Raw genomic sequence first — 24,224 nt, forward strand, 5'->3', positions numbered from 1 at the left:
TACTGAACCATCGAGTAAGTCTTCGTTTTAAATCGACAAGGATGCCATGAGCCCGTTGACCACCCCGCCAGTTTTGCCGCCTCACTACTATCTGGATAACTTCCTATCCATCGTCGATGTCGTCTCGACCCGATACAGTGATTTACTCACAGAAACAGAAACGCACTGGCTTACTGCATTTTCAGCGCTACCCAAAAATGCCCAACTCTTGTTGGTTCGGCTGCTGACACGCAAAGGGGATTGGTTCCGCTGCGATAAACTTATTTACCCGGAGATCCCGGATATTGAAATCGCTACCAAACGGTTATCTGAAGAAGGTTTCCTCACTGAAACGACGCAACCGCCGTTTGAAATCGTCGCGAAGCTGATGACAAAAGCGGAATTACTCTCGCTTTATTGTCACCTTTCTATAAAAGCTACCCTTCGGAAGCCAGAAATCATCGCGACCATTGCTGAAAACAATGAAGAAGCTGTCCCACCTTTGCCAACCCGTTTTCTTTGCCTGAAACACGATGTTTTGCCTGTATTCTTGCTGCTCTACTTCGGCAATTCTCGTCAGGATCTCAGCCAGTTTGTTCTTAACGATTTAGGCATCTACCGCTTTGAAAGCGTCCGGCTTCGTCCAGAAGACAGATTATTTACTTCGCGGGAGCAAATCGCTGACTGGCTTTTCTTGTCATCACTTGCTGATTTGTATTGGGAGTATACAGAAGCAAAAGAAGTCACTTCTGCATTAAAAGTGAGTCAACAACTTCCTGAGAAGCCCGACTGGCCTCCGTTGACACGGAAATGGGAAAGGCTGGCGAACAAACTGGCTAGAGAGTTCGAAAGACAAAAAGACGAAGAAAGCGCCCAACACCTGTTTTCACAGTCCTCGCTTCCCCCTGCCAGAGAGCGATTGGCGAGGATAGCCATCAAACAAACGCGCTTTGAAGACGCTGCAGCTATTGTCACCGATATGCTCACTGCACCAAAAAATGAGGATGAAGCCGATGTTGCCGCGCGCATAGCAAGACAGCTAGCCAAAAAAACCGACTGCCCTTCGCCAGAAAAAGCGGGCGAGGCGTTTGGCTCAGAACACATCACCTTGGTGCTTAATGAGCGCGTAGAACTCGAATCTGCGCGACATTATGCAAAACAAGGCTGGCAAGTCTGGTATTGCGAAAACAGCCTGCTCAATGCGCTGTTTGGCCTGCTGCTGTGGGATATCATTTTCGCCCCTGTACCCGGTGCGTTTCTCAATCCTTTCCAACGCGCGCCACGGGACATGTACTCGACGGATTTCACCACCGCTCGAAGAGAAATGATTGAGCAGCGCTTCGAGGCTTTGGAACAGGGTGAATACGACCTCCTTGCGGTTTATGATGCAAAGTTCGGCATCACTAACGATTGGGTAAATTGGAGTTGGGCAGAACGGAATATGATTGAAGCGGCGCTTTCAACAATGTCACCAACGCAAATTATCGCCTGTATAAAACGCATCCTGTTCGATGCCAAATCCAACCGAGCCGGACACCCTGACCTGTTTATGGTGAAAGAAGGCAAATGCCAGTTAGTTGAAGTCAAAGGACCCGGCGATAAACTTCAACATCACCAAGTGCGTTGGCTTAACTTCTTCACCACTCAAGGGCTTTCCGCTCACACACTCTACGTGTCTGCTGATATACCCAAACAAGCTGATGACCTCTGAATCCTGCCTCTTCAGGTTGTTTGGGCATAATTGATTTCTCATTTGTGAGGCAAAAATTTCAAGTTAATACATACTTATAGAAAACAGGCCTTATCGATGGAGATAGGAGTTCAAAATGAGCGATAACTTACAGCAGATCGTCTACATCAGCAGCGCAGAACACCCTTTCACTGATGAAGAATTCGCTGAAATGCTCGCCGTGATCCGCGATAACAATGAAAAGCTCGGCGTCACCGGAATGTTGCTTTACAAGGATGGTGATTTCATACAGGTGATTGAAGGTAAGGAAGACATTCTCGCCCCCCTGTTTAAGAAGATTTGCAATGATTACCGCCACTATTCCATCGTTGAAATGATGCGGAAAGATATTGTCGAGCGACAATTCAAAGAATGGAGCATGGGCTTCCATCACATCAACAATGATGACCCAAGATTAGAGGGCTTCAACGGCTTCTTTGATGACCATGCCGATCATGAAGTCGACCCGGGCGACGCGCTTAATCTGTTACTGGTATTCCGTGAGTAACAGCCATTTCCAAAGACATTAAAAAGGGTGCCGAAGCACCCTTCTTGCTAGTTGTTTACTTCACCGCCACGCCCACATCAAGTCGTTCGAACCAATCCAAGAACTTGCCAACATTTTCCCCTGTAAACATTCGGCCATGTTGGGGACACATCATTTCGATATCCAGTTCGCGCACCCGACGAATCCAGTCATTTTTGGCGGTGTTCGATGGCATCCAGCGCTGGTGAAACCCTTTCATCTTCGGAATATGTTCCTCAAAGTCTTCCACTTCCATTGGTGCATCGTCCGCCTCCAGAGCCGCACCAATATCGCCACTCATCAGAATCTTCGCCACTGGGTCGTAAACATGAAAATTGCCTGAAGAATGGAGGTAATGCGCCGGAATGAAGCGGATTTCAACGCCGTTCAACACCAGGGTCCCGCCCTCGTCAGCGATTGGAGCATATTCAATATGCTCCATCCCAAAGTGGCGAACAAATCCTTCCCAAAGCCAGGGAGCATGAAGCTTAGATTCGGTTAAAGCGGTATCCCATAAACCGAGGGAAGAAATAATGTCTGGATCCTGATGCGAAGCAAAAAGATGCCCAATCTGGTTAATCGGTACCTGTTTAACAACGGACGCCAGCATCGCGGAGAAAATCTCTATGCCACCCGGATCCATCAACAGCGCGTTATTGTGAGTGCGTATCATGTACTGGTTGGTGTCGATGATTTTTTCAGGCTTAGACGGGTCACGCCCGAACATAAACCACTGGTGCGTTTCCCCTGAATAGATTTCCTTTGTGATCATTCGATCTGTCTCCGAAGCGTTTACGGTTCGAGCGATTAGTATTCGTCTGCCAATTCACGACACAGCGACTGAGACAGCATGACGTGTGTCTGTATTCGATCTGCAGCGGTAGAAACGTTGTCTGCGACAACGTTCAGTCCCTCTTCAAATTTCTTACCGGACTGTGAAGCCTCAACACGCGACATAGCAGACAGCACAGAGGCGGTTTTGATCTCGCGGGCCAAATTTTCCAGTAGCTCTGATAGCGAAGTGACTTCGCGGTAAAACTGGCGGAGCAACTGCGCATGCTCTGCCTTCATATTTTCAATCGGCTTTTCTATCGTGCCAACGAAGGCGGCACCTTTACTTATTTTCGCGGCTTTCTTGAAGCATTCCATGGTGCGTTCGTTACGCACCGCAACCGTCGCCAATCTGCTGATGGTGACTGCTTTGAGGTTAATGATGTCTGAGGTTTTTACCGTGGTATCGGCCAACTGATCGATGAAATCGGTAATTGCCCTAAACCCCGCCGCACCTTGCCCAGCGCGTAATGCCAGCGCGCGCGCATTGCTTGCGGTAAGTGATATATCGTTCGCGATTTCCCGGGCTTTATACAACTCCGCCGCGACTACCGCTGCCGTCACAAAGTGACTGTCTGCGTTTGCATCTGTCATGGAGGTATCTGATTTATTAAGACCTTTTATCAGTCTAGACAAGTATTTCTGTCTGTTCAGAAATGAGACAGCATTTCTCTACATTTTGTAGGGTCTGTTGACCTTTGGTAGTTAAATTTTGTTCTAGCCCTAAGCGTTTTTGGCGAGGCGAGGTTTGTGCCGCGTAGTTACTCTAAGCAACTACGCCTCAACAAAGCATAAAACGCATAGGGCTGAACCCTTCGGGCAGAGTTTGTGGGGACTTTCTCCTGCGTTATCGGCTTCTCATGTAGGCCAGCTACACATCGAAGCCTCTGCCTTGAATAAAGCCCCCACAAACTGCTGCAAAAATCATCACTAAAGGTCAACAGACCCTGGAGTTTCTTCGATTTCAGGCATTAAAAAACACCGCAGTTGCGGTGTTTTCACTAACCACCAAAGGTCAACAGACCCTCGCTAAGCACCCGGCGTCTGATCTTTTTTCGGGCTCTTGAACACGTATTTTGTCCCGTCGTAAATCAGGTTCGACAGCAAACGACGACAGTTCGCCTTTCCGGGTTCATCAAAGACCATACCGTAATTCTGCTTACCCCGCTTTTTACGGCAGTTCTTCACGGCACCACTCAAGGCGTAAGTGTCGCCAGTAAATCCGTTGATAACTTCCAAAACAATCTTGGTGTCCACATCAAATTCTGGGGAAATGGCATCAAAACTAAAGCCACACCCACCGGATGAAACGTCGGTCAACACCACACGTAATTTGCGGTTTGAGAGCTGAATGTCACCAGGAAGTTTAAGTTCATAGCGTACTTCATTACGAAGCAACACCAGTTTTGCTTGCTGAGGCACTGGGAAAACCAGAAGCTGAATAGGCCTGAACACCACATGTTCTATTCGCGTTCTGAAACGAACCAACGCCCCTTCACCTTGCTCAGAAATGCCTTCAATATCGACGTTGAAACCTTGCATGAAGAACTCTTCATATTCGCTCTTCTGAAGGCGAGGCATCGTGAAGAAGATATGTTGCTGGTCATCAAACCCAATAAAGTTGGATTTGAAGTTAAGACGTTGCCCCAATGGCGTCACAATCTCCAAAGACGCTTCAGTGCCATGTTGGATAAAATCCATGGCCTGAAGCCCCATAATGACGCGTTCTTTTTGTTTTGCCGGCGGCTTTTTCGCTTGAGCCGAATTTGTGTTCATCTAACATCCTCGCCGGAAATGCTGCTCTGAATGGAATACCTTTTGCCGTTAACAGAAAGTGGCTTTGATGTTTTCTATGAAGCACTTTCCGCAAACCCTGAATGCCACTTGCTTGCTCTGCTATCGACTGAGCTTATTAAAACTGTTGGATATTTTTACAACCGCATCACAACAAACGTTGGCTAAACAACTCATTGCATTAATAACTTATAGGCAAAAGAACACATTATTTCAAAGCGATAGTTACTGTTTCATAATTAATAAAACTATCATTTCGCCTTGTTTATCCAAGGATTTTCTGAATACTCACTCTCAAGAACTTAATTCACAAATGAAACTTTTTGTTTTCTTTTGTGACAGTGTCATCAAATAATTTCTCAAGAATCTAAGCACGCGACCGCTATCGGCATTAAGGGGCATTGTTCATAAAGTGTGCAATTTGGCATCACATATCGACGACCGTTCACCTTGTTACGGCGACCATTGAGAGGTTTGTTATGGCTAATCGCTTAGTAAAAACAGTCTGCTTATTCATGGGGATTCTCTTATCACCAAGCGCGTTAAGTGACCGCATGGACAACACCTTCCCGGATTCGAGTCAAATGAAAAATGCACTCTTTGCTCTGGGGTTTGACGAACCATGGAACGCAACACAAGACGGAGAGAAGCAAACCCTGACCAACGGGGAGTTGTGGATTCGTGAAGGCAATTACTTTGCCGTGATGGCGGTACATGATGACAACGAGCAAGTCATGCAACTCTCGCTGATCAATAATCTTTCTGTCTGTGCGCAATTAGGCATTGCTGCAACGGGCGATTCCTCAAAATCGGTTTTCAGTGCTTTTAGCCATCTCACCGGACAAGCCTTAACCCAGCCAGAAACCACCGCTTTCAATCAGCACCGCGCTTTTCATTACCATGTGTTGATCACTGAAATGATTGCGGAGAGAACCCTGATGCAATGTGGTGTTAAAAATCAATGAAATAAGTTCGCTTTCTCGCAGGTCTCATTATTAAGACTAAAATCTTAGAGAGACCCAGGGTCTGTTGACCTTTGGTGATGATTTTTGCAGTAGTTTGTGGGGGATTTTATGCAAGGCAGAGGCTTTGATGTGTAGCTAGCCTACATAAGAAGCCGATAACGCAGCAGAAATTGCCCACAAACGCTGCCCGAAGGGTTCTGCCCTAAACGTTTTATGCTTTGTTGAGGTGTATTGGCTTAGACTACTAGGCGGCACACACCTCGCCGCGCCTAAAACGTTTAGGGCCAGAACAAAATTTGACCACCAAAGGTCAACAGACCCTAGTTGAAGGCAAAGGGACTTATGACAGATACCACACACTATCAGTCGCCGACCCGCGCGGTGCTGCACTACGTCACCGCCGTATTTATCTTCACGCTCTATGGCGCCAGAGTCTGCCCCTTTATCGATGCCTTGCCCACTGCCGTCCTCTTCATCCAAACCGCGACCGTGTTCATTCTGCTCTATTTCGCCCGATTGCTTATCCGCGCTGTAAAACATGACGAAGCGAGTCTGGCCACCAATGTGGGTTTATTTACGATTGTCGGGATTGGCTTTGCCGCCTGGTACTCGGTACTTTACGACTTTCCTTTCGATAGCAATCTCAAAGTCATTTTCGGCATGACCCTACTGGGTATTGTCATTAATCTGGATTTGGCCATTTCCAACGCCCGCCACCTTTCCAAGCACAAGATTGATAAGAACCAAATGCCAGACAATATCAAACCGCTGGCGGGTCAAATCGGCTTGGGTGCCATGTTCCTGACCGTGATGGTCACCGTGCTACTGGGGCTGGTCGTGACGAAAGATTTGTTGTGGCTGGTTGAACACACTGAACATCAGGTTGCCATTGCAGACATCGATAGTATTCTGAAAGAGTTCGTGTATGTTGCAGGCGTCGTATTGGCATACATCGCGCTGATATCCTTTAACGGCAGCGCACTGATCAGCGAACAACTCACCCGCCAGACCAACGCCATGACATCCGCAGCTTCCGGCAATTTCGACGAAAGAGTCCCTTTGAACCAGACCGGTGAGCTCAGTGTGATCGCCTACTACACCAACAAAATGTTTGGCGATCTCAAAAACAGTTATGATGAGATTAACCGCACCCGCGATGCCACCATTGTCGGGCTCTCTACCCTCGCTGAAGTACGTGACAACGAAACTGGCGCGCATATTCTTCGCACTCAGCATTATGTAAAAGCCCTGGCCGACGTGCTGAAACGCCAGCCGAAATACTCGAGCTACCTGACCGAAGAAACCATCGACCTGCTTTACAAATCAGCCCCTCTGCATGATGTCGGTAAGGTGGGCATTCCGGATTCGATTCTGCTCAAACCCGGCAAGCTGACAGACGAAGAATTTTCCATCATGAAAACCCACGCCCAGCTTGGCGCAGATGCCCTCAGCATCACTGAGAAAAGTGGCGATGGCATTGCCTTCCTGCGCTTTGCCCGCGAGATTGCTGCCACCCACCATGAAAAATGGGACGGTTCAGGGTATCCAAAAGGTTTATCCGGCGAAGAGATCCCGCTATCGGGCAGGTTGATGGCGCTGGCAGATGTTTACGATGCACTGATTTCCAAACGCGTCTACAAACCCGCTTTCAGTCATGAAAAAGCCAAAGAGATTATTTTGGAGGGAAGATGCACCCACTTCGACCCTGCCGTGGTGGATGCTTTTCTGGCCTGCGAGCATACCTTTATCGATATTGCCAAGCAGTACAAAGACGAAGATATGAAGGCGGCTTAAACCGCCTGCAGCACCTTCTTCGAAAGCTTAGACGTGACAGGATAACTTCCTTGCCACAATTCTTTCGCGAAAACAGATGGTTTTTCGGGATGTGAGAACACCCAGCACTCATGTCGTGCACGGGTCAACGCCACATAGAACAGGCGTCTTTCCTCCGCATGTTCCATTTCATCAACCACTGACAGCAATGCAGATTCCAATCCTTCACCTGATGATTTGGCTGGAAACGTGCCGTCATCCACATCCAGAATAAAGCTGTAATCTGCTTCAAGACCTTTACTGCCGTGTGCCGTGACATAGCTGATAGATAGGTTCGGATACTGACTCTGCCACTCACCAAGAGATTCTGGTTTGTTTGCGTTATTGCGCCCAATCAACAATAGGCTGGTTGGTTTGTCGCCAACGGATTTTGCCAGCTTCTCCAATACCGACTCCACCGCATCCGAGGGCATCAAATGCACCGCTTTTTTCTTTTGCTCTCGTGCACTGTCGAGCGGTTTGCTGAGTTGCTGTGGGTCAACCTGAATAAAGGTATTGGCAACAGCACCAATCTGAGAATTAAAGCGATAAGTGGTATCAAGATAGCGAATGACACCGGAAGGAAAACGGCTCATAAAACCCGTGGTCAGGCTGACATCAGATCCCGCAAAGCGGTAAATCGCCTGCCAGTCATCCCCCACCGCAAACAGCGACGGCGCACGGTTTCGTTTACCGCCGCAAAGCGCTTCCAGTAACGCAAGACGCGCAGGGGAAATGTCCTGATATTCATCGACCATAATGTGGTCGTAGCGTGCACCGAAGGATTCACTTTTCTTGGAAAGCAGCTTGGTGGCTTCTTTGATCAGGCTGTTAAAGTCATAGGCCTTCTGCTCTTTCAGCGCCGCGAGGTAGCCTTTCAGCACAGGCTGAACCAATGCCAGTTCACTTTCGGCTTTTTCATCGCCTTTGATCGACGCCTTAATCGCGGTTGCTGATTGGCTTTGTTGCGCGAGTAAATCCACCAGTCGCCACAGCCACCTTTGCAGCTTAACCTCGTGAGCCTGTTCCACCAGCGGACGCTCTGCAGATAAACCCGGAATTGACCACTGCGCCAAATGCTTGAGCCAGCGCTTTTCAACCGCAGGCTGTGCGAAGTTTTCCGCCAGCCACAGTGTCATCCAACTGTGTTTGGTTTCTTCATCCGTCGCCATTGGTGCAATGTTAGCGTCCTGCCCAGAAATCTCTTTGATTGCCTTGAGCGCAAAGGCATGGAAGGTCGACGTTTCCACGCCATTCAAACCCACTTTCGCCAAACGCTCCGCCATTTCCTCACTGGCTTTCTTACCAAACGCCAACATCAGAATGCGCGAAGGTTCCGTTTGCTGGCTGGCAACCAAATACTGCGCCCGTGCCATCAAAACACTGGTTTTGCCCGAACCCGCCCCCGCCAACAACAAGTTGTGGTTATCGTCCATCAACACCGCCTGACGCTGTGAATCATTCAACGGTGACGATTCCACGCCATCAAACCAGGTAGACCAACGCGCTAATTCTTCATCACGCCATGCAGTATTTCGGGCGTTGCGCTGCGCTTCACCATTTTGCAGCCAGCCATAAAGTGATTGATAAAGCGCAGGATTGGCTGTCGCCATCACTTGCGGTAATACACCACACCGTTCAAACAATTCCTGCGCTTTCACCTGCCACGCTTTCAAATCTTCATATCGCAGAAAACCCGAGAAGTCGCGCAACTCATCACGCAGCGCAATCAATTCCGGTTCCACCAGCATGAACTTGTTTTGCTGCTTACCCAGCCACGCTTGATAGTGCTCAGAGAGCGTCTCAGCAAACTCATGCACCTGACTCCAGGGCAAACCATAAACCGTGATTTTCTGTGCGGGCCTATCCGCAGGAGAAACAATGAAAGTCAATCGCCCCCAAACCAGACCGCGAGACACGCGGCACTGCCCATCCCAAATGGAAAAAGGGACGGTTTGCGTCATTTGTTTGGATTCAAAAACCAGTTGATTTTCGTCCAGCGCGATACTGTAGTGATCGCCCTGTACAAACCACTGAGCCAGATTGGAGGCGGTGAGTTTCATGGTTGGATTCTATTTTCCTGTCTATATGTACAGCATATCAATTTCAGGCGTTATTTATAGCCCAACAACGCAAAGAGTTTAGATAGATGAATGAAAATCAAGCAAAAGGACGCTTTCCCTGTCTTGTCCAAGCGAAATAGTCTTCGTTTTTGATCTCGTCCCTTGGATGACACCTTTAATCTGCTATCTTAGCCACACTTGCCTTAACGCTGCATTGAAATGATTTCAAAGAAAACTTCTCTTACATTCAGGGAATACTGGGCCAACAGCCGCATTAACTACAGTGTCCGCGTGTTTATCGCCCTTGTGGGTGTTGCCCTTCCCTGTTGGTGGTATGGCGCCTCAGAAGCGATCACACCACTGGTTCTTGGCATTATTGCCTCTGCACTGGCAGAAACAGACGACAACTTCTCCGGCAGACTCTCTGCGCTGCTCACCACTCTTTTCTGTTTTGCCGTCGCCACCTTCTCTATCGAACTGCTTTTTGATTACCCATGGTGGTTTGTTACCGGTCTCATGACCTCAACCTTCGGTTTTATCATGTTGGGCGCAATAGGCGCGCGGTATGCCAGTATTGCATTTGCATCCTTGCTTATTGCTGTTTACACCATGCTCGGCGCGCACGAGTCACAAAACCTTTGGTATCAACCTTCACTTCTGCTGGCAGGTGCCGCGCTTTACGGCGTTATTTCACTGATTTGGCTGCTGCTATGGCCGCACCAGCCGGTACAACAAAGCCTCGCTGCATTGTTTAAATCCCTTTCCGGTTATCTCGACCAGAAATCAGAGATGTTCCACCCCAGTAGAGATTTAAAGCCACAGCCTTTGCGCCTGCGTGATGCAAAAGAAAATGCGCTGGTTGTCACAGCGCTAAACAGTGCCAAAGCCGCGCTGCTAAACCGTGTACGTGGCGGCAGACTCAGCGACAGCAACCGCCAATACCTCAAGATTTACTTTCTGGCGCAAGACATTCACGAGCGCGCCAATTCCTCGCACTACCGCTATCAGGAACTGGCTGAAGTCTTCTTCCACAGCGATGTCTTGTTCCGCTTGCAGCGTCTTTTGCATCTGCAATCCAAAGCGTGTTTGGAAGTCTCGCAGTGTCTGACGTTGGGACAGCCTTACCGACACGGCGAAGAAAGCGTAAAAGCGCTGGATGAGCTCAACGAATCCCTGCTGTATGTGAAAGCGCAGAACAATCCAGAATGGACACCATTACTGCCGCAGCTCGATTTTCTGTTCCGCAATCTGGCGACCGTCGAGCGCCAGCTTTCCAATGTCAGCAACCCGGATGCCACACAAACGGATGAAGACAAAGAGATTGCCGACTCAGATGCGCACGGCTTCCGCGACAAGCTTTCGCGCATTCGCGCCCAGTTAACACCGAAATCCCTGCTGTTCCGTCATGGGGTGCGTTTGAGCCTCGCATTGGCGGTCGGTTACGGCATTATTCAGGGCTTCGACCTCACCCGCGGCTACTGGATTTTGCTGACGATCCTGTTTGTCTGTCAGGCCAATTACTCCGCCACGCGCAGCAAACTGACCGAGCGTATTTCCGGCACTTTGATTGGTTTGTTGGTGGGCTTACCGCTGCTGACCCTGTTCCCGGACTTGACCGGACAACTGGTGTTGATGGTGCTGTTCGGCGTACTGTTCTTCGCGTTCCGAACCACCCACTACGCCGCAGCAACCGCGTTTATTACCCTGCTGGTATTGATGTGCTTTAACCAGTTGGGTGAAGGTTACGCCGTGATACTGCCGCGCCTTGGCGATACCTTAGTTGGCTGCGCCCTTTCCGTGTTGGCAGTACGTTTTGTGTTGCCGGATTGGCAGGCTCACCGACTGCGCGGGATCATGAAAGATTCTGTTGCGGCTAACCGAGATTATCTGGCGCAGATCATTGGCCAATACCGCATTGGTAAGCGTGACAACATGGCTTACCGTGTCGCCCGTCGTGAAGCGCATAATGGTGATGCCCAGCTTACGACCGCTATCAGTAACATGCTGGCGGAACCTGGCCGGTATCGCACAGCCACTGATGAAAGTTTCCGATTCCTTTGCCTGAACCACGCCATGCTGAGTTATATCTCTGCACTGGGCGCACACCGCATGCAAATGGACGACGACAGCATTCACGAGTTGGTTTCCAAAGCGCACCGTGGCATTCACGAAGAACTGGATTGTCTGGTGTCGAAGCTTTCAGGCGAATCCTTCGAGAAAACGCCATGTCTGGATGAAGCGCTCGGCAAACACCTTGAGCGCTGGCGAGAAGAAGAAAGCAGTTCTGCCCGAATGGTGCTGCAGCAGCTGCATTTGATTCACCGTATCATGCCGGAAATGCACAAGCTGACGGATGATCTGGCGAAGAAAGCACTGAATAGCTCGAAGTCTTAGTATCGCTCCCGGCGGCACCTTCGCCGGGATTTTCTTAATTCCGCAGCTCCAAGCCCCACATACATCTCTTTTCCCTACTCTCGAATCTGCATCACATTTCGGGCATTTCAATTGCTCTCTCTTTGTAACTGTCTTTACTTTCTACTCAAATCGATAATAATTATCACTTGCGAATAGTTATCATTATGATTGGGGCGCAGTGATATGGATGATTGGAGAAACTTGATATTGGCGGGGAACCAATACTTCGCCATTGATGAGATGGAGCATGCTGAAGACAACTACTTCGATGCCCTCACCTTGCTGGATGAGAACAGCGAGTCTCTGTTCACAGACCGCGAAAAGCTCTCAGCCTGGCTGGCCTGTCATCACAACCTCGCCACCGTTTACAAGCAATCAGATCAATCTGAACTCGCCAGATTCCACCTTGAATCGCCGCTGGAAATCATCGAAGTCCAGCTGAAAAAGGCCTCACCGGACCACCAGCATTTTGTTGAGCTTTTAAAAGCTTATTCAGCCGGACTCAGTGAGTTGGTCGTGTTCAAACAAACTACCCAACGCGCTGCGTGAGTGGCCGGAGGAAACCATGTTCAAGAATTTCACACTGTTTGCCCTTCTGTTTCTGTTCAGCACAGAAGTACTCGCCCACAAAGGCCACGATCACGCGCATTGGACAGCCGATTTCATTCACTTTCTGTGGCTAATGCCGATCCTGTTTGGCTGTGCGCTCATCATCTTTGCGATTACTTATCTGGATAAGAAATCCAAGTCACGGAGATAGCCACCATGCTTCATTCTTTGATGGAACGCCTCGACCACACATTCTCTTTTGGCAGAGTTTCTGCCCACTGCGATATTCCCTGCAAAATCTACGATCCTGTCCACGCGCAAATCGCCGTACTGACGATGATCCGTATGATTGACCTGCTCAACGAGCTGCCGGAACAAGATCTGACTAAACAGCAGAAAGCGACATTTGCACGCCTGATTGAACAGAAAGAAGAGCACGGTAAAAAGCTGAAAGAAGAAGTCCGCATTATCTGGGGAGATTATTTCAAGCAGCCACAGCTTGACCAGTTTCCGGAAATCCACTCCCTGACTCATGAAATCATGATGCTGGCGTCAGTGGTTAAGCAGGAATCAGACAAAGATGCGGCACTGAAACTGTTGGATAAAGTAAACCGCTTTGCAGAGATATTCTGGGCGACCAAAGGCGTGAAAACTTACACGGCAGACTGTCCCTATCTCCCCGAGTTGCCAACTGTGTATCCTGACCTCAAGCCCTAAGTGCCTAAAGCGAAACCTTTGAGATGCTGAAAATCATGCGTATTGCGGGCTCTTCAATGAGCCCGACACTCAACACAGACGATTACGTGATTGCTATTCGCCAACCCAAATGGTGGCCGAAAAAGCGCGATCAGATTTACCTGTTCGACCACCCGAGCATGGGCTGGATAGTGAAAAGGTTTCAAAAAACCACGCTCGGCAGTTTCTTCACCTTCCGGGGTGAACACCCTTTCAGCATCAGCGAAGAGGCCATTGGCCCTATCGACAATCAACTGCCGCTGTATCGTCTGGTCTTGGCGATTAAGGCCGATTAGTTACCACTTATTAAAACTCAAGAACACGGTTAAACACATATCGGATATATCCATCGCGCAGCACTGTTCCGCGGGAAACAAATTCCACTGTCCAGAGCGGATAACTGTTCGATTTCAGCCCCAGCGAGTCAACAAACTCCACCGCTTCTGATTGGGTAAATTCCACATCTTTTGGGAACATGTCCGCGATATCTTCCGTGGACTGATGTTCTGGCGTTTCAACACGGCAATGAAAAACCGTATTAATCGGTTCAGGCTTGTATCGGAGAAATTTAGCGTAGAGCTTCGGATGACTTTTGATGTAAAGATCCAAATCGTGTTCAGCTTCCCCTTTTACAGGGAATAACGAACTGGGAGAAAAGAATTCCTGAGTAAATGCTGCCTTGCCCGTATCGTCGATAAACCGCTTCGCGAATACCAACGTTTTATCTTCAAGTGCTTTGCGTGAAGGGCTGAACGCCTTAAAAAGCTCAATACGGTAGATCTGCCAAACACCAGATTGCGTGGTGAACACCCAATCGCCAGTTTTAAATTCGAACATCCATACCTCTCTGGCTGTTTTTCCAGCGCAAACTCCATTGTTCGTCATGCTCTCACTGCCGCTTCTATCAATACGACACGCTCAGCATTACCTTCGACAATCTGTCGTTATTCTTCCCGCGGTTCTTCATCAGGTGAAGGCATTGAAGGGTCTTCACCTGTAATATCCTGATAGGCGAAAGAGAGCGCGATAACCGCCAAAACCGTCACATAAGAAATCATGATGTTGGTTGCCAGAATGGCATACAGGGGAGAGTTTTCAGGCGCGGTATAGGCAATCAGCGCTGTGATGGGAATAAACACAATGCCAAAGATAAAAGGGGCAATCACCACCACGCCGATCATCAGCCAGGTTTTTTGTGCCGTTTGCGCCCAGGCATAAGGAAAAGAGACACCTTTTCCCATCGCAATCGCAGGGAACACCAGGCTAAGGCGACACCCAAACACCAAGCTGATAATCAACAGGAGAATGAACAGCGGCCCTATCCAATTCATCGCAAAGGCCATAAGCAAATACGCGACACCAAGCCCCATATAATGCAGCCAAAACCAAATCTCGATTTTACCGAAGGTAAAGCGTCCAAAGGTCGGCACAGAATCCGGCCCCATTAACACAACCCGATGCACGTTTACCGCGAGAATAGTACTCAGCACACTCCACAAGAAGTAATCGACCCACTCCATCCACTCACTGTCAGAAGAAAACGCAGCCACTTCCAGTGCGGCCGTCAGAAGAATGGGGATGAGAGTGACGCGAAACAGCAACCCCTTGTAGCTATATGCAAAGTTAAACGCTGAGGAAAGAATGTTTCCAAACATCGCCAAATCCTTTTCAATCCATTGAACCCACTCGCCATAGCCGCGAGCCACTGCATCTAATCACCAAACTATCGCAATTCTCCTTACAACTATCGTTCAAAACTAAGACACGATGGAGAAATTTGATAAGCAGGATGCCACCGCTGAAAAAGGTTTCAGGATATACGCCTTCCCTAGGTGATTCCCAAGAGAAGGCAGTAATAATGAAGGGGGGAATGGCCTAGTAAAGAATCACATCAGAATCACTGGCACGGGGAGAACTCACCTGACCGCCAGCACTGGGGTCAAGGTCGACTTGTAGCGTCACTTCCTCACGCAGAGGACGCACAAAGGTCGCATTCACGCCGACAAAGGAATAAGTGTCGCCAGGGAAAATGCCTCCATTGCCGATGTAAGTAAAAGTGTGGAGACCGCCGACCGAGCTGTATGTCCAATCTGCATTACTCACGCTGCGACCATTTAAACTCGTCAGTGTTGGGTCATATTCCACCCCAAAGTAATCGCCTGACGGAAGGGTAAATTTCACCGGATGGACGCCATTGCTATCGACGCCATTAATTTCGCCGACGAACACCACAAAGCTCATGTCGCCGACATCCTGACCCACAAAGTTAGTCGATCCGGTCATGATGCTCGTGACATAGCTCGGCGGGTTGAACGTCAAGAAAGGGAGTTTTTCTTCAGCGCTGGTTGCATGGCTGAACAGGATAGACAGAGAGAAAACTGCCGCCAAGACACCGGCACTTTTCATGGTTTTTAACGATTGGGTAAAGCTCGAAAACGGAAGCATACTCATACCTCTTTGCAATGCAGAGAATGCAAACAGGTAAAAGTGAAATATTGGCCTGCATTCCCGCATGAATCAGACACACAACCGGCGAATCCGGCTGCGCTCGATACATTGAAGCGTTGGCAGACTGACTGTCATTCCTACTTCGAAGGTGCCGCATTCATCCGAAAACGGTTCCCCACTCTGACCTCACCAAGTGTTCAATCAGTAAATAAGCTAATGAAGGAAAACAGGAATGGAAAGGCACTCAGGCAGACATTGATAGGCGGATACATCAATTCAAACACTGACTACATATCTAAGATATTTACGCGTGTAAGTACAAAAATCTGAGCGGCTTTGCCAGAAATCACAGTTTGAACGTTATCCATCCAACAGCTTGTTCACGTCGATAAACTTGCTGTCAATTCACACAACAATCATTTAATACAAAGATAAATCAGGTTTATTTGATAAATTTCCAAACAGATACATCGACTCTGCAGGTAACGCGCTTAGGACAAAACAGCGGAATTACCTGTCACTTAAAGTCTGCTCTCAAAAGATAAGGATGTTGGTTTGGAAAAATGGCTTAGAAGATACCTTGGCGCGACATTAGTCGGCGGTGGAATGATTGCGGTCGTGATATTTGGCGGATATCTAGTTTCCGGCGCCTTAGACACTTTATCCTACATCCTTCTTATCGTAATGATGACGCTTTACACTTGGGGCTTCATTGCGGGAATGTTGATTCTGGAGGGTGGAACATCAAGACACCTTTACTTCCAGGCTCTCGCATTACAGATCATTCAGATACCTGTCATCTTTATTAGCGAGCTAAGCTATCAATTCGCATCTGGATTTCGCTTCGAACTTTTACGTTTCCCAGAAGATTCAAGTTTCAAGTTTGTGTTTAATCTTGGGTCGATGAGCACATTAAGTATTAACGAAGAGCCACTGACGCCGATCTGGGGCGTAAACATCGCGGCACTCATTACATCCGTACTGATTTGGAAGTGTTTTATCAATCCAAAGCATGCATCAACCAGTGAGACTTTGGATAAGTCTGACCAAGAATGACCTCAACTTTTTCCCAACGACCAATGAAAGCACTCTGCCTAGTTGGTCGTTGGAAATCACCAGCGCCCTTAAAGCTGCACCGAAGATCAAGGGTCGCTGACAAAGTTTGTTAAAAGCTGGATTGACCGGGATGGGCAGGATTGAACTGGTCAAGCTGACACCTCAGTTCCACCACATTTCCCTCAGGGTCTTCAAGATAGATGGAATTACCATAACCTTGCGCGCCATATCGGCTGGCAAAATCTTCATGGGCAATCCCGTGTGCATTGAGGTGGTCGAGAATGCTTTGTTCAGACACCGCTTTAATCTGAAGACAGAAATGATCCACGTTGCGTTCTGATTGCGTGGGCGCGCCGCCGCCCATCTTGCCCAGTCTGCTGTCCACCACCACGATATCGATCAATGCATTGCCCGCACGCAATTGCGTTAAGCCCGTTTCCGGTGGGGTTTCGCGTTCAACCGCGCAACCCAACACCTCGGTATAAAAGCGCAACATCTCTTCCAGTTTGGTGGTTCGCAAAACAATGTGGTCGATGGCCAACACTTGGATCATCGTACAGCTCCTTTCGATATTGAGTGATAGCTCATTAATGATAGGAAATCGCCCTTCCCTCACAACTTAGCCACACTATGATGCGATGCGGACTTCACAATCACTGTGCCTGTTGCAGAGCCTGTAGCATGCCTTTTTGTCATCCTGCCAGATCGTAACTTTTGGTAACGATATTTGGCTTAGCTTGGCTTAATCACGGATTAACCCCTCATCGCCATCATTCTCGAATATTTGCTAAAATGCTGCCCTTTCAGACTTTATCAGCAATACAAACTTGCCCAGAGAGATGCATTCCATGACAGAACCGCGCGTAATCATTGGCCTATTTAACCCCAAAAGCCCAACCAATGTGGGAGGCGTGATGCGTGCCGCCGGATGCTATCAGGCAGACAGTGTCGTCTATACCGGTACGCGATATGACCGCGCAGCCAAGTTCTACACAGACACCCAAGACGCGATGGAAACCATTCCCCTCACCAACGTCGACTGTCTGACGGATGACCTGCCGTCTGACATGAAAGTGGTGTGTGTGGAATTGGCCGTCGGCGCAACGCCGCTTCCGCATTTTGAGCACCCAGAGAAGGCGATTTACATCTTTGGCCCAGAAGACCACTCGCTGCCTCAAGCGGTGGCAGATAAAGCGGATCACGTTGTGTATGTGCCAACGATTGGATGTATGAACCTCGCCGCAACAGTCAACGTAGTGCTGTATGACCGCCTCGCAAAGGCTGAAACCTCACTCGCTGGCGATGACTTGATTCGCCAAAGCCGTGATAGCCGCAATCGCCTTACCGTAAAAGCCTCCACTGAAACGGCATAAACCGCTCTCCCAGATACCAATAAGGCCGTCACAAGACGGCCTTTCTTTTGCCCTTCGTCCCTTCCCCTTTCCAAGGGGAAAGCTAGGATGGGGTTTGGCTCTTATGCCCTCGCCTGCTTATCTCTTTCCTGAACCAATCTCTCATTATGCAACTTGTTGGTTTTATTGATGAATGTCGCAATATTCATACGGTCTTATGGATAGAATGTCGTCCATGTTTATGTACATGGGATCGTGAAGTGTTTGAGTGTTGAGGCAGGTAGAAACAATTTACTTTCTGAGAGTTTGGCGTTTGGCATCGCAAATTGATATTGCTCCAAAGCGAGTTAGCGTTCCGACCATCCAAGTGCTCGAACCATCCAACAAAGTCTAGATTTTTCTTATTGATTTTATCTGTATAAATGCACAGTGTAATGCATATAGTAAAAATGAGCTGGATTTTAGTACGGGGCGCCTTTTTTCTTTCATTCAAGTTGCGAACTAAAACTTAAATAACTGTTTTTGCGAGGACAAATGGTAAGCCAGCAGAAGTTTGCGCGGACTAGTCGGGCGTCCCGTTTTTGTACTAAACGGGCAAGTTTCCCGCTAATAAGTTGTTATATTTCCTTATCAATTTCGGAGTAAGGTTTGAGTGAAATAGCAGAAGCTGTAGAGAGTTTAGAGGCACTTCTTGGTTTGCCAAAGGGGTTTTACAGTAAACTACATCAAGAAGATGACTGGTCATTTATTATCAAGTTAAGTGCGCTATTCGAAGCTGCTAGCACAGAAGCGATAGCTTCAAAACTCCAGCATCCCGAGATCTCTAGTGCTTTATCCAGTCTAGATCAAGCTCACCCTCGGCATGGAAAAATTGCACTTATGTTGAAGCTAGGAATTATTAGTCCAGAGCAAAAAACATTCCTTGTTAAATTAGCCGAATTAAGGAACAAGTTAGTTCATAACATTTCAGAAGTAGCCTTTGATTTTGAAAATTATTTGAGTTCATTGGAAAAGGGTCAACAAAACGCACTGGCTAAGATACTTGGTCACGGTGTTAATCCAACATTTAAGATCCAAGGTGTTTCCTTAAATCGTACGGATTTCACCATTGAAAACCCCAAAATAGCAACATGGGTTACAGCTAATGAAATCTTGGCTTGCTTGCACTCAGAAATCGCGCATGGTGTAGATATGCAAGAGATTACAAGGCTAGGTATATCAGTAATCGAGAATATAACAAGGCATTTAAGCCAGATTCACAACGCTTAGCAACTTTAGTGTTAACGTTAGGTTCTGTGTTTACGGTGTAGTAATTAGGTAGTGTGGCAGCGTTGCTCATTATTTAACGCGGCGTTACATAGCTAAATAAACATCTCAGTCAATTAAGGAGTTGATGTGCATAAAATTGATTGGATCAGAATTCGTAATTTTCGCTCTTGCTCTGATATCACTTTGAACTTAGAGCCATATTCACCGCTTGTTGGTTATAACAATGCAGGAAAGTCGAATATTCTGAAAGCAATAAAATGGTTTTTAAGACCATCAGGATTACAAGAAAAAGATTTCAACAATACCGAAGAAAAAGTACTTGTTTCTGCAAAAATTAGTGGTATTAGTTCTGACTTGCTTAACTCATTAGATGATAACCATAAGGCAAGTATTGAACCATACATTACAGATGAATCTTTCTTTGTAAAAATGGAGCAAAGAGCGCCTGGTGGTGCAAAAGGTCTTAGGAAACTATATGTATCAACTGGAGGTGATAGTCAGGACGAGGATTCTTGGGTGTGGGGTTCAAACCCTAATGGGCTTCAAGAAGCATTACATGATCTTTTCCCTGAACCAATATTTGTCCAATCTATGGACAATGCAACAGATGACGTTTCAAAATTTAAAACAACCTCTACAATTGGCAAATTATTACAACTTCTTAGTTCACAAATAGAAAATGAACAGCATGAGTTAGTCGAAGCTCTTGAAACAATAAGCAGAAAATTGAATTTTGATGGTTCTGAACGCCTTGCAGCGCTAAACCATTTTGATGATATAGCAAACAACCGTGTAAAGGATTTTTTCCCTGGCGTATCTCTCAAAATTCATGTTCCTACTCCTTCTCTCAGCAAATTGTTCACTGACGGAACTATAAAAGTACAAGAGCCAGGTCGAGATATGGCAGATGTCGATTCTTTGGGGCATGGAGCGCAAAGATCGATTCAGATGGCACTTATTAGGCTCTTGGCAGAAGTACAGACAGAAACAGACTCTGGACAGACAACTTTACTATTAATTGATGAACCAGAATTATATTTGCACCCTCAAGCGATTGAACTGGTTAGAGAAGCTCTGAAATCCTTAAGTGGTTCAAACTATCAAATTGTATTTTCGACGCACTCTTCTCTTATGGTCGAACAAGAAGATGTTCCGTACACAAATATCATAAGAAAAGGTACAGGAGAAAATACTGTTGCCTGTGAGAGAATTTCTGAGGCTATTGAAGCAGTAATTCATGGCAATATGAATCAAGCTAGAATACTTTTTGAAATTTACAATATGAATCAAATTTTATTTGCTGATAGGGTTCTAATTGCTGAGGGTGCAACTGAACAATCAGTATTACCAGAACTGTTCAAATCATTAGGTAGGCAATTTAGCACGCATAAAACCGCTCTGGTTATAGCTGATGGTTGTGCTGGAATTCATAAAATGGGACGTATTCTCGATAGAATCGGGGTTCCTTACAAAGCACTGGTTGACCTTGACTATGCTTTTACAACAGCTAGAGCTGCAAATTTATTAGCAGATGATGATGAAACACTCACTGAGGCAATATCTTTATTGTCAGCATCAGCTTTTCAAAACAATTTTGAACTTGAAGGTGGAGTACTTCCAAAGAAAACAGGAGGTATTAAAGCTTGTGTAGCCTATGAGCTTTTCGCCGATGAAGAAGCATCTCAAGATGTAATAGCAACTTTGCACAACAAACTCAAAGCTCATGGTTATTGGCTTTGGACTAAAGGTGCTATCGAAAAGCACCTTTCACTAGAAGCTAAAACAACAAACGATTGGATATCATTTAAGCTATTACTTAGAACTGATGGTGCAGAGCAAGTATTAGACGATTACGAAACTGTAAATGATATGGCTATTTGGGCTACGTCATAGTCGCCATGTAACAAGAAAATCCAGGTGATGCCTAAGGCGCACCTGGTTTAGGCGTTAGTTTTCAAAATGGATTTCGCATGCAGTACATAAAAGGTTTTTACACTTGGTTTAACGAGCTTTTCAGTGATTCTCGTAACAACAAAGAACCGTTACTTACTAAAACTTTAGCAACCATACTAATAGTAGCAGCTAGTATTGCTTTAGTTTTGATCTTGATTAATTTCTATGCTTTATTTTTCACAGATAAAAGTAGTAACTTAGGTGCATTTGGTGATTTTTTGGTGGTGTTTTAAACCCGATCCTGACATTTTTGACTTTATTTGGCCTGATATCGACTATTGTGATTCAAAAGCAAGAATTAAAACTTGCAAGAATTGAATATGAAAAGACAGCTGATGCCCTAAGCACTCAAGCAGTGGAAGTGACATTCTTTAATATCCTCGATTTACATCATAAAATTGCTGAAAATTTGAAAGTGGATATTAATGAATTAAAAGAACGTGGAGAGTTTGTTGGTCTCGCGGAAGAGCTAATTTCCAGCTTTATAAAAATCTCCAAGAAGTCAACTTTTGAGGGGCGCGGTGCATTTGAAGAAATACTCAATTTTGTCTCATATAATGTTTCCAAACCACAAGAAGTAGTCGACAGATATAAATTAATTCAGCAAAGGCATAATCATGTTCTAGGTCATTATTTTAGAAATCTATATCAAGCATTAAAAATAATACACAGTCATGATAAAAATGTCGTTTCGGATGATGACAAGCGTAAATATGCAAGTATCTTAAGATCTCAACTTTCTACCAAAGAGCTCGCGCTCTTATTTATAAATTGCTTAGAGGGAGTCTCTGATAAAGGGCAATTTAAAAATTTATTGATTGAATACTCGATGCTAGAGCACTTACCTATAACAAAGGATGGCGAAAAGCTAATTATAGCTGGTAGCTTTGAAGTAACTGAAGAGATGTTGCTAGAGTATAAACAATTAAAAGTTTTTGGAACAATAGAGTTAGATAAGTTTTATGGTGGTGCATTTGGAAAAAACAAAGGTGTGCCATACAACTTGAAGAAAACTAGGAAGGTATTAAAGTCGGATTCGTAACAGCTTGCTCGGTTCCATTTCGTTCCACATTTTAGCAAGCTATTACTCACCGCTCAACGCGGCGTTAGCTCCACATGATTTGAGCTGTCGATATCAATATTGAGCGTTGGAATAAATATGTTTCATTCTTTCGAGCTAACTTCGAAGAATGTGTATTCAAAGATGAACTCATAAGTAAGTGTAGTGGAAGACAAAAACCAAAAACACAAAGACCGCCTCCCGGCGGTCTTTTGTCTTACGGAACATTGCTTGCTTTTAATCTATACGGCTTAGCCGTTTTCACGCATGGCGCGGAGCATCCAGGCGGTTTTCTCGTGCTCTCGCATACGGTCTGAAACCAGTGATGCGGAAGATTCGTCGTCAGCGTCTTGGGCTACTTTCAACACGCTTCTTGCAGTGCGTACGACTTGCTCGTGACCTTGGGTGAGTATATCTACCATCTCGTCTGCACTTGGTACGCCTTCCACTTCTTCAATCGCGCTCAGTTCAGCAAAGGCTTTGTAAGTGCCCGGTGCGGCGACGCCAAGGGTACGAATTCGCTCTGCAATTTCATCTACCGCCAGCGCCAGTGCGCTATAGTGCTCTTCAAACAGCAGATGCAGTTCACGGAATTGTTTACCGGTAACATTCCAGTGGAAGTTGTGTGTTTGCAGGTACAGGGTGTATGAGTCCGCCAATAGGCGTTTCAGCCCTTCTGCGATCGCGATTCTGTCTTGTTCTTGAATGCCGATATTGATGCTTGTCATAACCCCTTCCCCACTTGTCTTTTGCTTCAAAAAAATAGGCTTTTGCGTTTGCCGCTTCGCCTTAATGTCTATGGGGATATCTTATGACGGGAAGAGTGATAGGTATAATCGTTGATGATTATAGATTCAATCTGTCATACCTATCACTGAGTGTGGGTTTTAGCTGTTGCGGTAACGCGATGGAAATTGGTGGCCGATGTCGGTAAATACACCGTCGACGCCCCAGTTAAAGAGCTGGTTAGCGCGCATCAGGCTGTTTACTGTGTACACGTTCACTTCTAAGCCAAGGTCTTTGAATTCTTCCACTTTGGCTTTGGTCAGCCCTTCGTTCGCAACGTGGATGGTGTCAGATTTACAAGCCTGCATGATAGTGAACCAGTCTTCCGGCATCTCTTTGTCGAACAGGCAAGCAACTGGCACATCTGGGCAACGTCGTTTGAATTCGGCCAATACCAGTGGGTTGAAGCAAGAAATCAGTACGCTGGCGTCTTTGTTGAGGTTTTTCATGCCTTCAATCACGCCGCTGATAAGCTTCTCGGTGTTTTCCCAACTGCTGGTGCAGGCTTTGATTTCTATGTTCGCATTGAGCTTGAGAATGTTCATCAGGGTGATGAACTGATCAAAGGTTGGCAGCTTTTCACCGATAAACTCGTCGCCGAACCAGCTTCCGGCGTCGATATCTTCCAGATCTTCGCGGGTGAAGTCGCAGAGGCTTCCTGAATGGTCGGTGCAGCGGTCGAGGGTATCGTCATGGCAAAGCACGATAGTGCCATCGGCGAGGATATCCACGTCGCATTCGACCCATTTCAATCCGTGCTCCGCACAAAGTGAAAAAGCAGCCAGTGTATTTTCAGGGGCCAGGGCTGACATCCCCCTGTGGGCGTAAAGGGTTTTCATGGTTCTTTTCTGTTTTGTTTGAGTGACTAAAACTTACATCAAGTTTTGTGATTACGACATAAA

General features: G+C 46.7%; 25 protein-coding genes. 15 read left to right on the forward strand and 10 right to left on the reverse strand.

The annotated features are described in order from the left end of the window. The first annotated feature begins 46 nt into the window (after nt 1-46). Together G5S52_RS04655 and G5S52_RS04660 are read left to right on the forward strand one after the other, a co-directional pair. On the forward strand, nt 47-1,690 hold the full coding sequence (locus tag G5S52_RS04655; RefSeq protein ID WP_165011989.1) for a VRR-NUC domain-containing protein: 1,644 nt from the start codon (nt 47-49) through the stop codon (nt 1,688-1,690). Nucleotides 1,691-1,805: 115 nt separating this feature from the next. After that, nucleotides 1,806-2,216 (forward strand): BLUF domain-containing protein, encoded by a 411-nt coding sequence (locus G5S52_RS04660; RefSeq protein WP_165011990.1) that lies wholly within the window; start codon nt 1,806-1,808, stop codon nt 2,214-2,216. 55 nt (nt 2,217-2,271) lie between these two features. Here G5S52_RS04660 and G5S52_RS04665 read toward each other — a convergent pair whose 3' ends face one another. The 3 genes from G5S52_RS04665 to G5S52_RS04675 all read right to left on the reverse strand — a co-directional run bounded on the left by G5S52_RS04665 (nt 2,272) and on the right by G5S52_RS04675 (nt 4,841). After that, nucleotides 2,272-3,006 (reverse strand): oxygen-binding di-iron domain-containing protein, encoded by a 735-nt coding sequence (locus G5S52_RS04665; RefSeq protein ID WP_002541794.1) that lies wholly within the window; start codon nt 3,004-3,006, stop codon nt 2,272-2,274. 35 nt (nt 3,007-3,041) lie between these two features. Next, the gene (locus G5S52_RS04670) at nt 3,042-3,659 is read right to left on the reverse strand and encodes a chemotaxis protein (protein WP_165011991.1); all 618 of its coding nucleotides are present in this window, start codon (nt 3,657-3,659) and stop codon (nt 3,042-3,044) included. 435 nt (nt 3,660-4,094) lie between these two features. Then, the gene (locus tag G5S52_RS04675) at nt 4,095-4,841 is read right to left on the reverse strand and encodes a flagellar brake protein (RefSeq protein WP_165011992.1); all 747 of its coding nucleotides are present in this window, start codon (nt 4,839-4,841) and stop codon (nt 4,095-4,097) included. A gap of 497 nt (nt 4,842-5,338) precedes the next feature. Here G5S52_RS04675 and G5S52_RS04680 point away from each other — a divergent pair, with 497 nt between their 5' ends. Next, nucleotides 5,339-5,824: a hypothetical protein gene (locus G5S52_RS04680; RefSeq protein WP_235956090.1), complete on the forward strand. Its 486-nt coding sequence runs from the start codon at nt 5,339-5,341 to the stop codon at nt 5,822-5,824. Between the two features lie 342 nt (nt 5,825-6,166). Further along, nucleotides 6,167-7,618 carry an HD domain-containing phosphohydrolase gene (locus G5S52_RS04685; protein WP_165011993.1) on the forward strand — a complete coding sequence of 484 codons (1,452 nt, stop codon included), beginning with the start codon at nt 6,167-6,169 and terminating at the stop codon, nt 7,616-7,618. Here the strand turns inward: G5S52_RS04685 and helD are convergent. Beyond that, nucleotides 7,615-9,699 (reverse strand): DNA helicase IV, encoded by a 2,085-nt coding sequence (helD, locus tag G5S52_RS04690; protein ID WP_165011994.1) that lies wholly within the window; start codon nt 9,697-9,699, stop codon nt 7,615-7,617. The two genes, G5S52_RS04685 and helD, sit on opposite strands and share 4 nt — an antisense overlap. Before the next feature lie 219 nt (nt 9,700-9,918). Here helD and yccS point away from each other — a divergent pair, with 219 nt between their 5' ends. The 5 genes from yccS (at nt 9,919) to G5S52_RS04715 (ending at nt 13,694) form a co-directional block, all read left to right on the forward strand. Beyond that, on the forward strand, nt 9,919-12,093 hold the full coding sequence (gene yccS, locus G5S52_RS04695; protein WP_165011995.1) for a YccS family putative transporter: 2,175 nt from the start codon (nt 9,919-9,921) through the stop codon (nt 12,091-12,093). A 204-nt stretch (nt 12,094-12,297) separates the two neighbouring features. Next, a complete protein-coding gene (locus tag G5S52_RS04700; protein WP_062662100.1) occupies nt 12,298-12,663 on the forward strand; it encodes a DUF2753 family protein in 366 nt (121 codons plus the stop codon). A 16-nt stretch (nt 12,664-12,679) separates the two neighbouring features. After that, nucleotides 12,680-12,874, forward strand: a complete 195-nt coding sequence (locus G5S52_RS04705; protein ID WP_165011996.1) for a hypothetical protein — start codon at nt 12,680-12,682, stop codon at nt 12,872-12,874. 5 nt (nt 12,875-12,879) lie between these two features. Continuing rightward, the gene (sodN, locus tag G5S52_RS04710; RefSeq protein WP_165011997.1) at nt 12,880-13,380 is read left to right on the forward strand and encodes a superoxide dismutase, Ni; all 501 of its coding nucleotides are present in this window, start codon (nt 12,880-12,882) and stop codon (nt 13,378-13,380) included. 23 nt (nt 13,381-13,403) lie between these two features. Further along, nucleotides 13,404-13,694, forward strand: coding sequence for a S24/S26 family peptidase (locus G5S52_RS04715; RefSeq protein WP_165011998.1), 291 nt, complete (start codon nt 13,404-13,406; stop codon nt 13,692-13,694). A 10-nt stretch (nt 13,695-13,704) separates the two neighbouring features. On the opposite strand, the gene G5S52_RS04720 is transcribed toward G5S52_RS04715, so the two are convergent. The 3 genes from G5S52_RS04720 to G5S52_RS04730 form a co-directional block, all read right to left on the reverse strand. Continuing rightward, nucleotides 13,705-14,235 (reverse strand): hypothetical protein, encoded by a 531-nt coding sequence (locus G5S52_RS04720; protein WP_165011999.1) that lies wholly within the window; start codon nt 14,233-14,235, stop codon nt 13,705-13,707. A 107-nt stretch (nt 14,236-14,342) separates the two neighbouring features. Continuing rightward, complete coding sequence (locus tag G5S52_RS04725) at nt 14,343-15,053, reverse strand: hypothetical protein (RefSeq protein ID WP_165012000.1); 711 nt, start codon at nt 15,051-15,053, stop codon at nt 14,343-14,345. A gap of 220 nt (nt 15,054-15,273) precedes the next feature. Continuing rightward, nucleotides 15,274-15,843: a hypothetical protein gene (locus G5S52_RS04730; protein ID WP_165012001.1), complete on the reverse strand. Its 570-nt coding sequence runs from the start codon at nt 15,841-15,843 to the stop codon at nt 15,274-15,276. Between the two features lie 558 nt (nt 15,844-16,401). Between G5S52_RS04730 and G5S52_RS04735 the strand changes: the two genes are divergently transcribed. Beyond that, on the forward strand, nt 16,402-16,902 hold the full coding sequence (locus tag G5S52_RS04735; RefSeq protein ID WP_165012002.1) for a hypothetical protein: 501 nt from the start codon (nt 16,402-16,404) through the stop codon (nt 16,900-16,902). Nucleotides 16,903-17,011: 109 nt separating this feature from the next. Here the strand turns inward: G5S52_RS04735 and G5S52_RS04740 are convergent, their stop codons facing one another. Beyond that, nucleotides 17,012-17,455 (reverse strand): VOC family protein, encoded by a 444-nt coding sequence (locus G5S52_RS04740; RefSeq protein WP_165012003.1) that lies wholly within the window; start codon nt 17,453-17,455, stop codon nt 17,012-17,014. A 295-nt stretch (nt 17,456-17,750) separates the two neighbouring features. On the opposite strand from G5S52_RS04740, the gene G5S52_RS04745 reads away from it, so the two are divergent. The 5 genes from G5S52_RS04745 (at nt 17,751) to G5S52_RS23810 (ending at nt 22,518) form a co-directional block, all read left to right on the forward strand. Then, nucleotides 17,751-18,275 carry an RNA methyltransferase gene (locus G5S52_RS04745; RefSeq protein ID WP_165012004.1) on the forward strand — a complete coding sequence of 175 codons (525 nt, stop codon included), beginning with the start codon at nt 17,751-17,753 and terminating at the stop codon, nt 18,273-18,275. A 627-nt stretch (nt 18,276-18,902) separates the two neighbouring features. Beyond that, nucleotides 18,903-19,523: a hypothetical protein gene (locus G5S52_RS04750; protein ID WP_165012005.1), complete on the forward strand. Its 621-nt coding sequence runs from the start codon at nt 18,903-18,905 to the stop codon at nt 19,521-19,523. Nucleotides 19,524-19,649: 126 nt separating this feature from the next. Then, nucleotides 19,650-21,416: an ATP-dependent nuclease gene (locus G5S52_RS24345; protein WP_165012006.1), complete on the forward strand. Its 1,767-nt coding sequence runs from the start codon at nt 19,650-19,652 to the stop codon at nt 21,414-21,416. Nucleotides 21,417-21,493: 77 nt separating this feature from the next. Then, nucleotides 21,494-21,709 (forward strand): hypothetical protein, encoded by a 216-nt coding sequence (locus G5S52_RS23805; RefSeq protein ID WP_235956091.1) that lies wholly within the window; start codon nt 21,494-21,496, stop codon nt 21,707-21,709. 47 nt (nt 21,710-21,756) lie between these two features. Beyond that, nucleotides 21,757-22,518 (forward strand): putative phage abortive infection protein, encoded by a 762-nt coding sequence (locus tag G5S52_RS23810; RefSeq protein WP_368737450.1) that lies wholly within the window; start codon nt 21,757-21,759, stop codon nt 22,516-22,518. A gap of 269 nt (nt 22,519-22,787) precedes the next feature. On the opposite strand, the gene G5S52_RS04765 is transcribed toward G5S52_RS23810, so the two are convergent. Both G5S52_RS04765 and G5S52_RS04770 read right to left on the reverse strand, forming a co-directional pair. Further along, nucleotides 22,788-23,264 (reverse strand): Dps family protein, encoded by a 477-nt coding sequence (locus tag G5S52_RS04765; protein WP_165012007.1) that lies wholly within the window; start codon nt 23,262-23,264, stop codon nt 22,788-22,790. Nucleotides 23,265-23,423: 159 nt separating this feature from the next. Beyond that, a complete protein-coding gene (locus tag G5S52_RS04770; protein ID WP_165012008.1) occupies nt 23,424-24,161 on the reverse strand; it encodes a glycerophosphoryl diester phosphodiesterase in 738 nt (245 codons plus the stop codon). Between the last annotated feature and the right edge of the window lie 63 nt (nt 24,162-24,224).

It is taken from the genome of Grimontia sedimenti, assembly GCF_011045095.1.
GTDB classification, from domain to species: domain Bacteria; phylum Pseudomonadota; class Gammaproteobacteria; order Enterobacterales; family Vibrionaceae; genus Enterovibrio; species Enterovibrio sedimenti.

Excerpts from the sequence above, each read along its gene's own strand:
- G5S52_RS04655 (WP_165011989.1), top strand. The coding sequence starts at position 47 with ATGAGCCCGTTGACCACCCCGCCAGTTTTGCCGCCTCACTACTATCTG.
- G5S52_RS04660 (WP_165011990.1), top strand. The coding sequence starts at position 1,806 with ATGAGCGATAACTTACAGCAGATCGTCTACATCAGCAGCGCAGAACAC.
- G5S52_RS04665 (WP_002541794.1), bottom strand. The coding sequence starts at position 3,006 with ATGATCACAAAGGAAATCTATTCAGGGGAAACGCACCAGTGGTTTATG.
- G5S52_RS04670 (WP_165011991.1), bottom strand. The coding sequence starts at position 3,659 with ATGACAGATGCAAACGCAGACAGTCACTTTGTGACGGCAGCGGTAGTC.
- G5S52_RS04675 (WP_165011992.1), bottom strand. The coding sequence starts at position 4,841 with ATGAACACAAATTCGGCTCAAGCGAAAAAGCCGCCGGCAAAACAAAAA.
- G5S52_RS04680 (WP_235956090.1), top strand. The coding sequence starts at position 5,339 with ATGGCTAATCGCTTAGTAAAAACAGTCTGCTTATTCATGGGGATTCTC.
- G5S52_RS04685 (WP_165011993.1), top strand. The coding sequence starts at position 6,167 with ATGACAGATACCACACACTATCAGTCGCCGACCCGCGCGGTGCTGCAC.
- helD (WP_165011994.1), bottom strand. The coding sequence starts at position 9,699 with ATGAAACTCACCGCCTCCAATCTGGCTCAGTGGTTTGTACAGGGCGAT.
- yccS (WP_165011995.1), top strand. The coding sequence starts at position 9,919 with ATGATTTCAAAGAAAACTTCTCTTACATTCAGGGAATACTGGGCCAAC.
- G5S52_RS04700 (WP_062662100.1), top strand. The coding sequence starts at position 12,298 with ATGGATGATTGGAGAAACTTGATATTGGCGGGGAACCAATACTTCGCC.
- G5S52_RS04705 (WP_165011996.1), top strand. The coding sequence starts at position 12,680 with ATGTTCAAGAATTTCACACTGTTTGCCCTTCTGTTTCTGTTCAGCACA.
- sodN (WP_165011997.1), top strand. The coding sequence starts at position 12,880 with ATGCTTCATTCTTTGATGGAACGCCTCGACCACACATTCTCTTTTGGC.
- G5S52_RS04715 (WP_165011998.1), top strand. The coding sequence starts at position 13,404 with ATGCTGAAAATCATGCGTATTGCGGGCTCTTCAATGAGCCCGACACTC.
- G5S52_RS04720 (WP_165011999.1), bottom strand. The coding sequence starts at position 14,235 with ATGTTCGAATTTAAAACTGGCGATTGGGTGTTCACCACGCAATCTGGT.
- G5S52_RS04725 (WP_165012000.1), bottom strand. The coding sequence starts at position 15,053 with ATGTTTGGAAACATTCTTTCCTCAGCGTTTAACTTTGCATATAGCTAC.
- G5S52_RS04730 (WP_165012001.1), bottom strand. The coding sequence starts at position 15,843 with ATGCTTCCGTTTTCGAGCTTTACCCAATCGTTAAAAACCATGAAAAGT.
- G5S52_RS04740 (WP_165012003.1), bottom strand. The coding sequence starts at position 17,455 with ATGATCCAAGTGTTGGCCATCGACCACATTGTTTTGCGAACCACCAAA.
- G5S52_RS04745 (WP_165012004.1), top strand. The coding sequence starts at position 17,751 with ATGACAGAACCGCGCGTAATCATTGGCCTATTTAACCCCAAAAGCCCA.
- G5S52_RS23805 (WP_235956091.1), top strand. The coding sequence starts at position 21,494 with ATGCAGTACATAAAAGGTTTTTACACTTGGTTTAACGAGCTTTTCAGT.
- G5S52_RS04765 (WP_165012007.1), bottom strand. The coding sequence starts at position 23,264 with ATGACAAGCATCAATATCGGCATTCAAGAACAAGACAGAATCGCGATC.
- G5S52_RS04770 (WP_165012008.1), bottom strand. The coding sequence starts at position 24,161 with ATGAAAACCCTTTACGCCCACAGGGGGATGTCAGCCCTGGCCCCTGAA.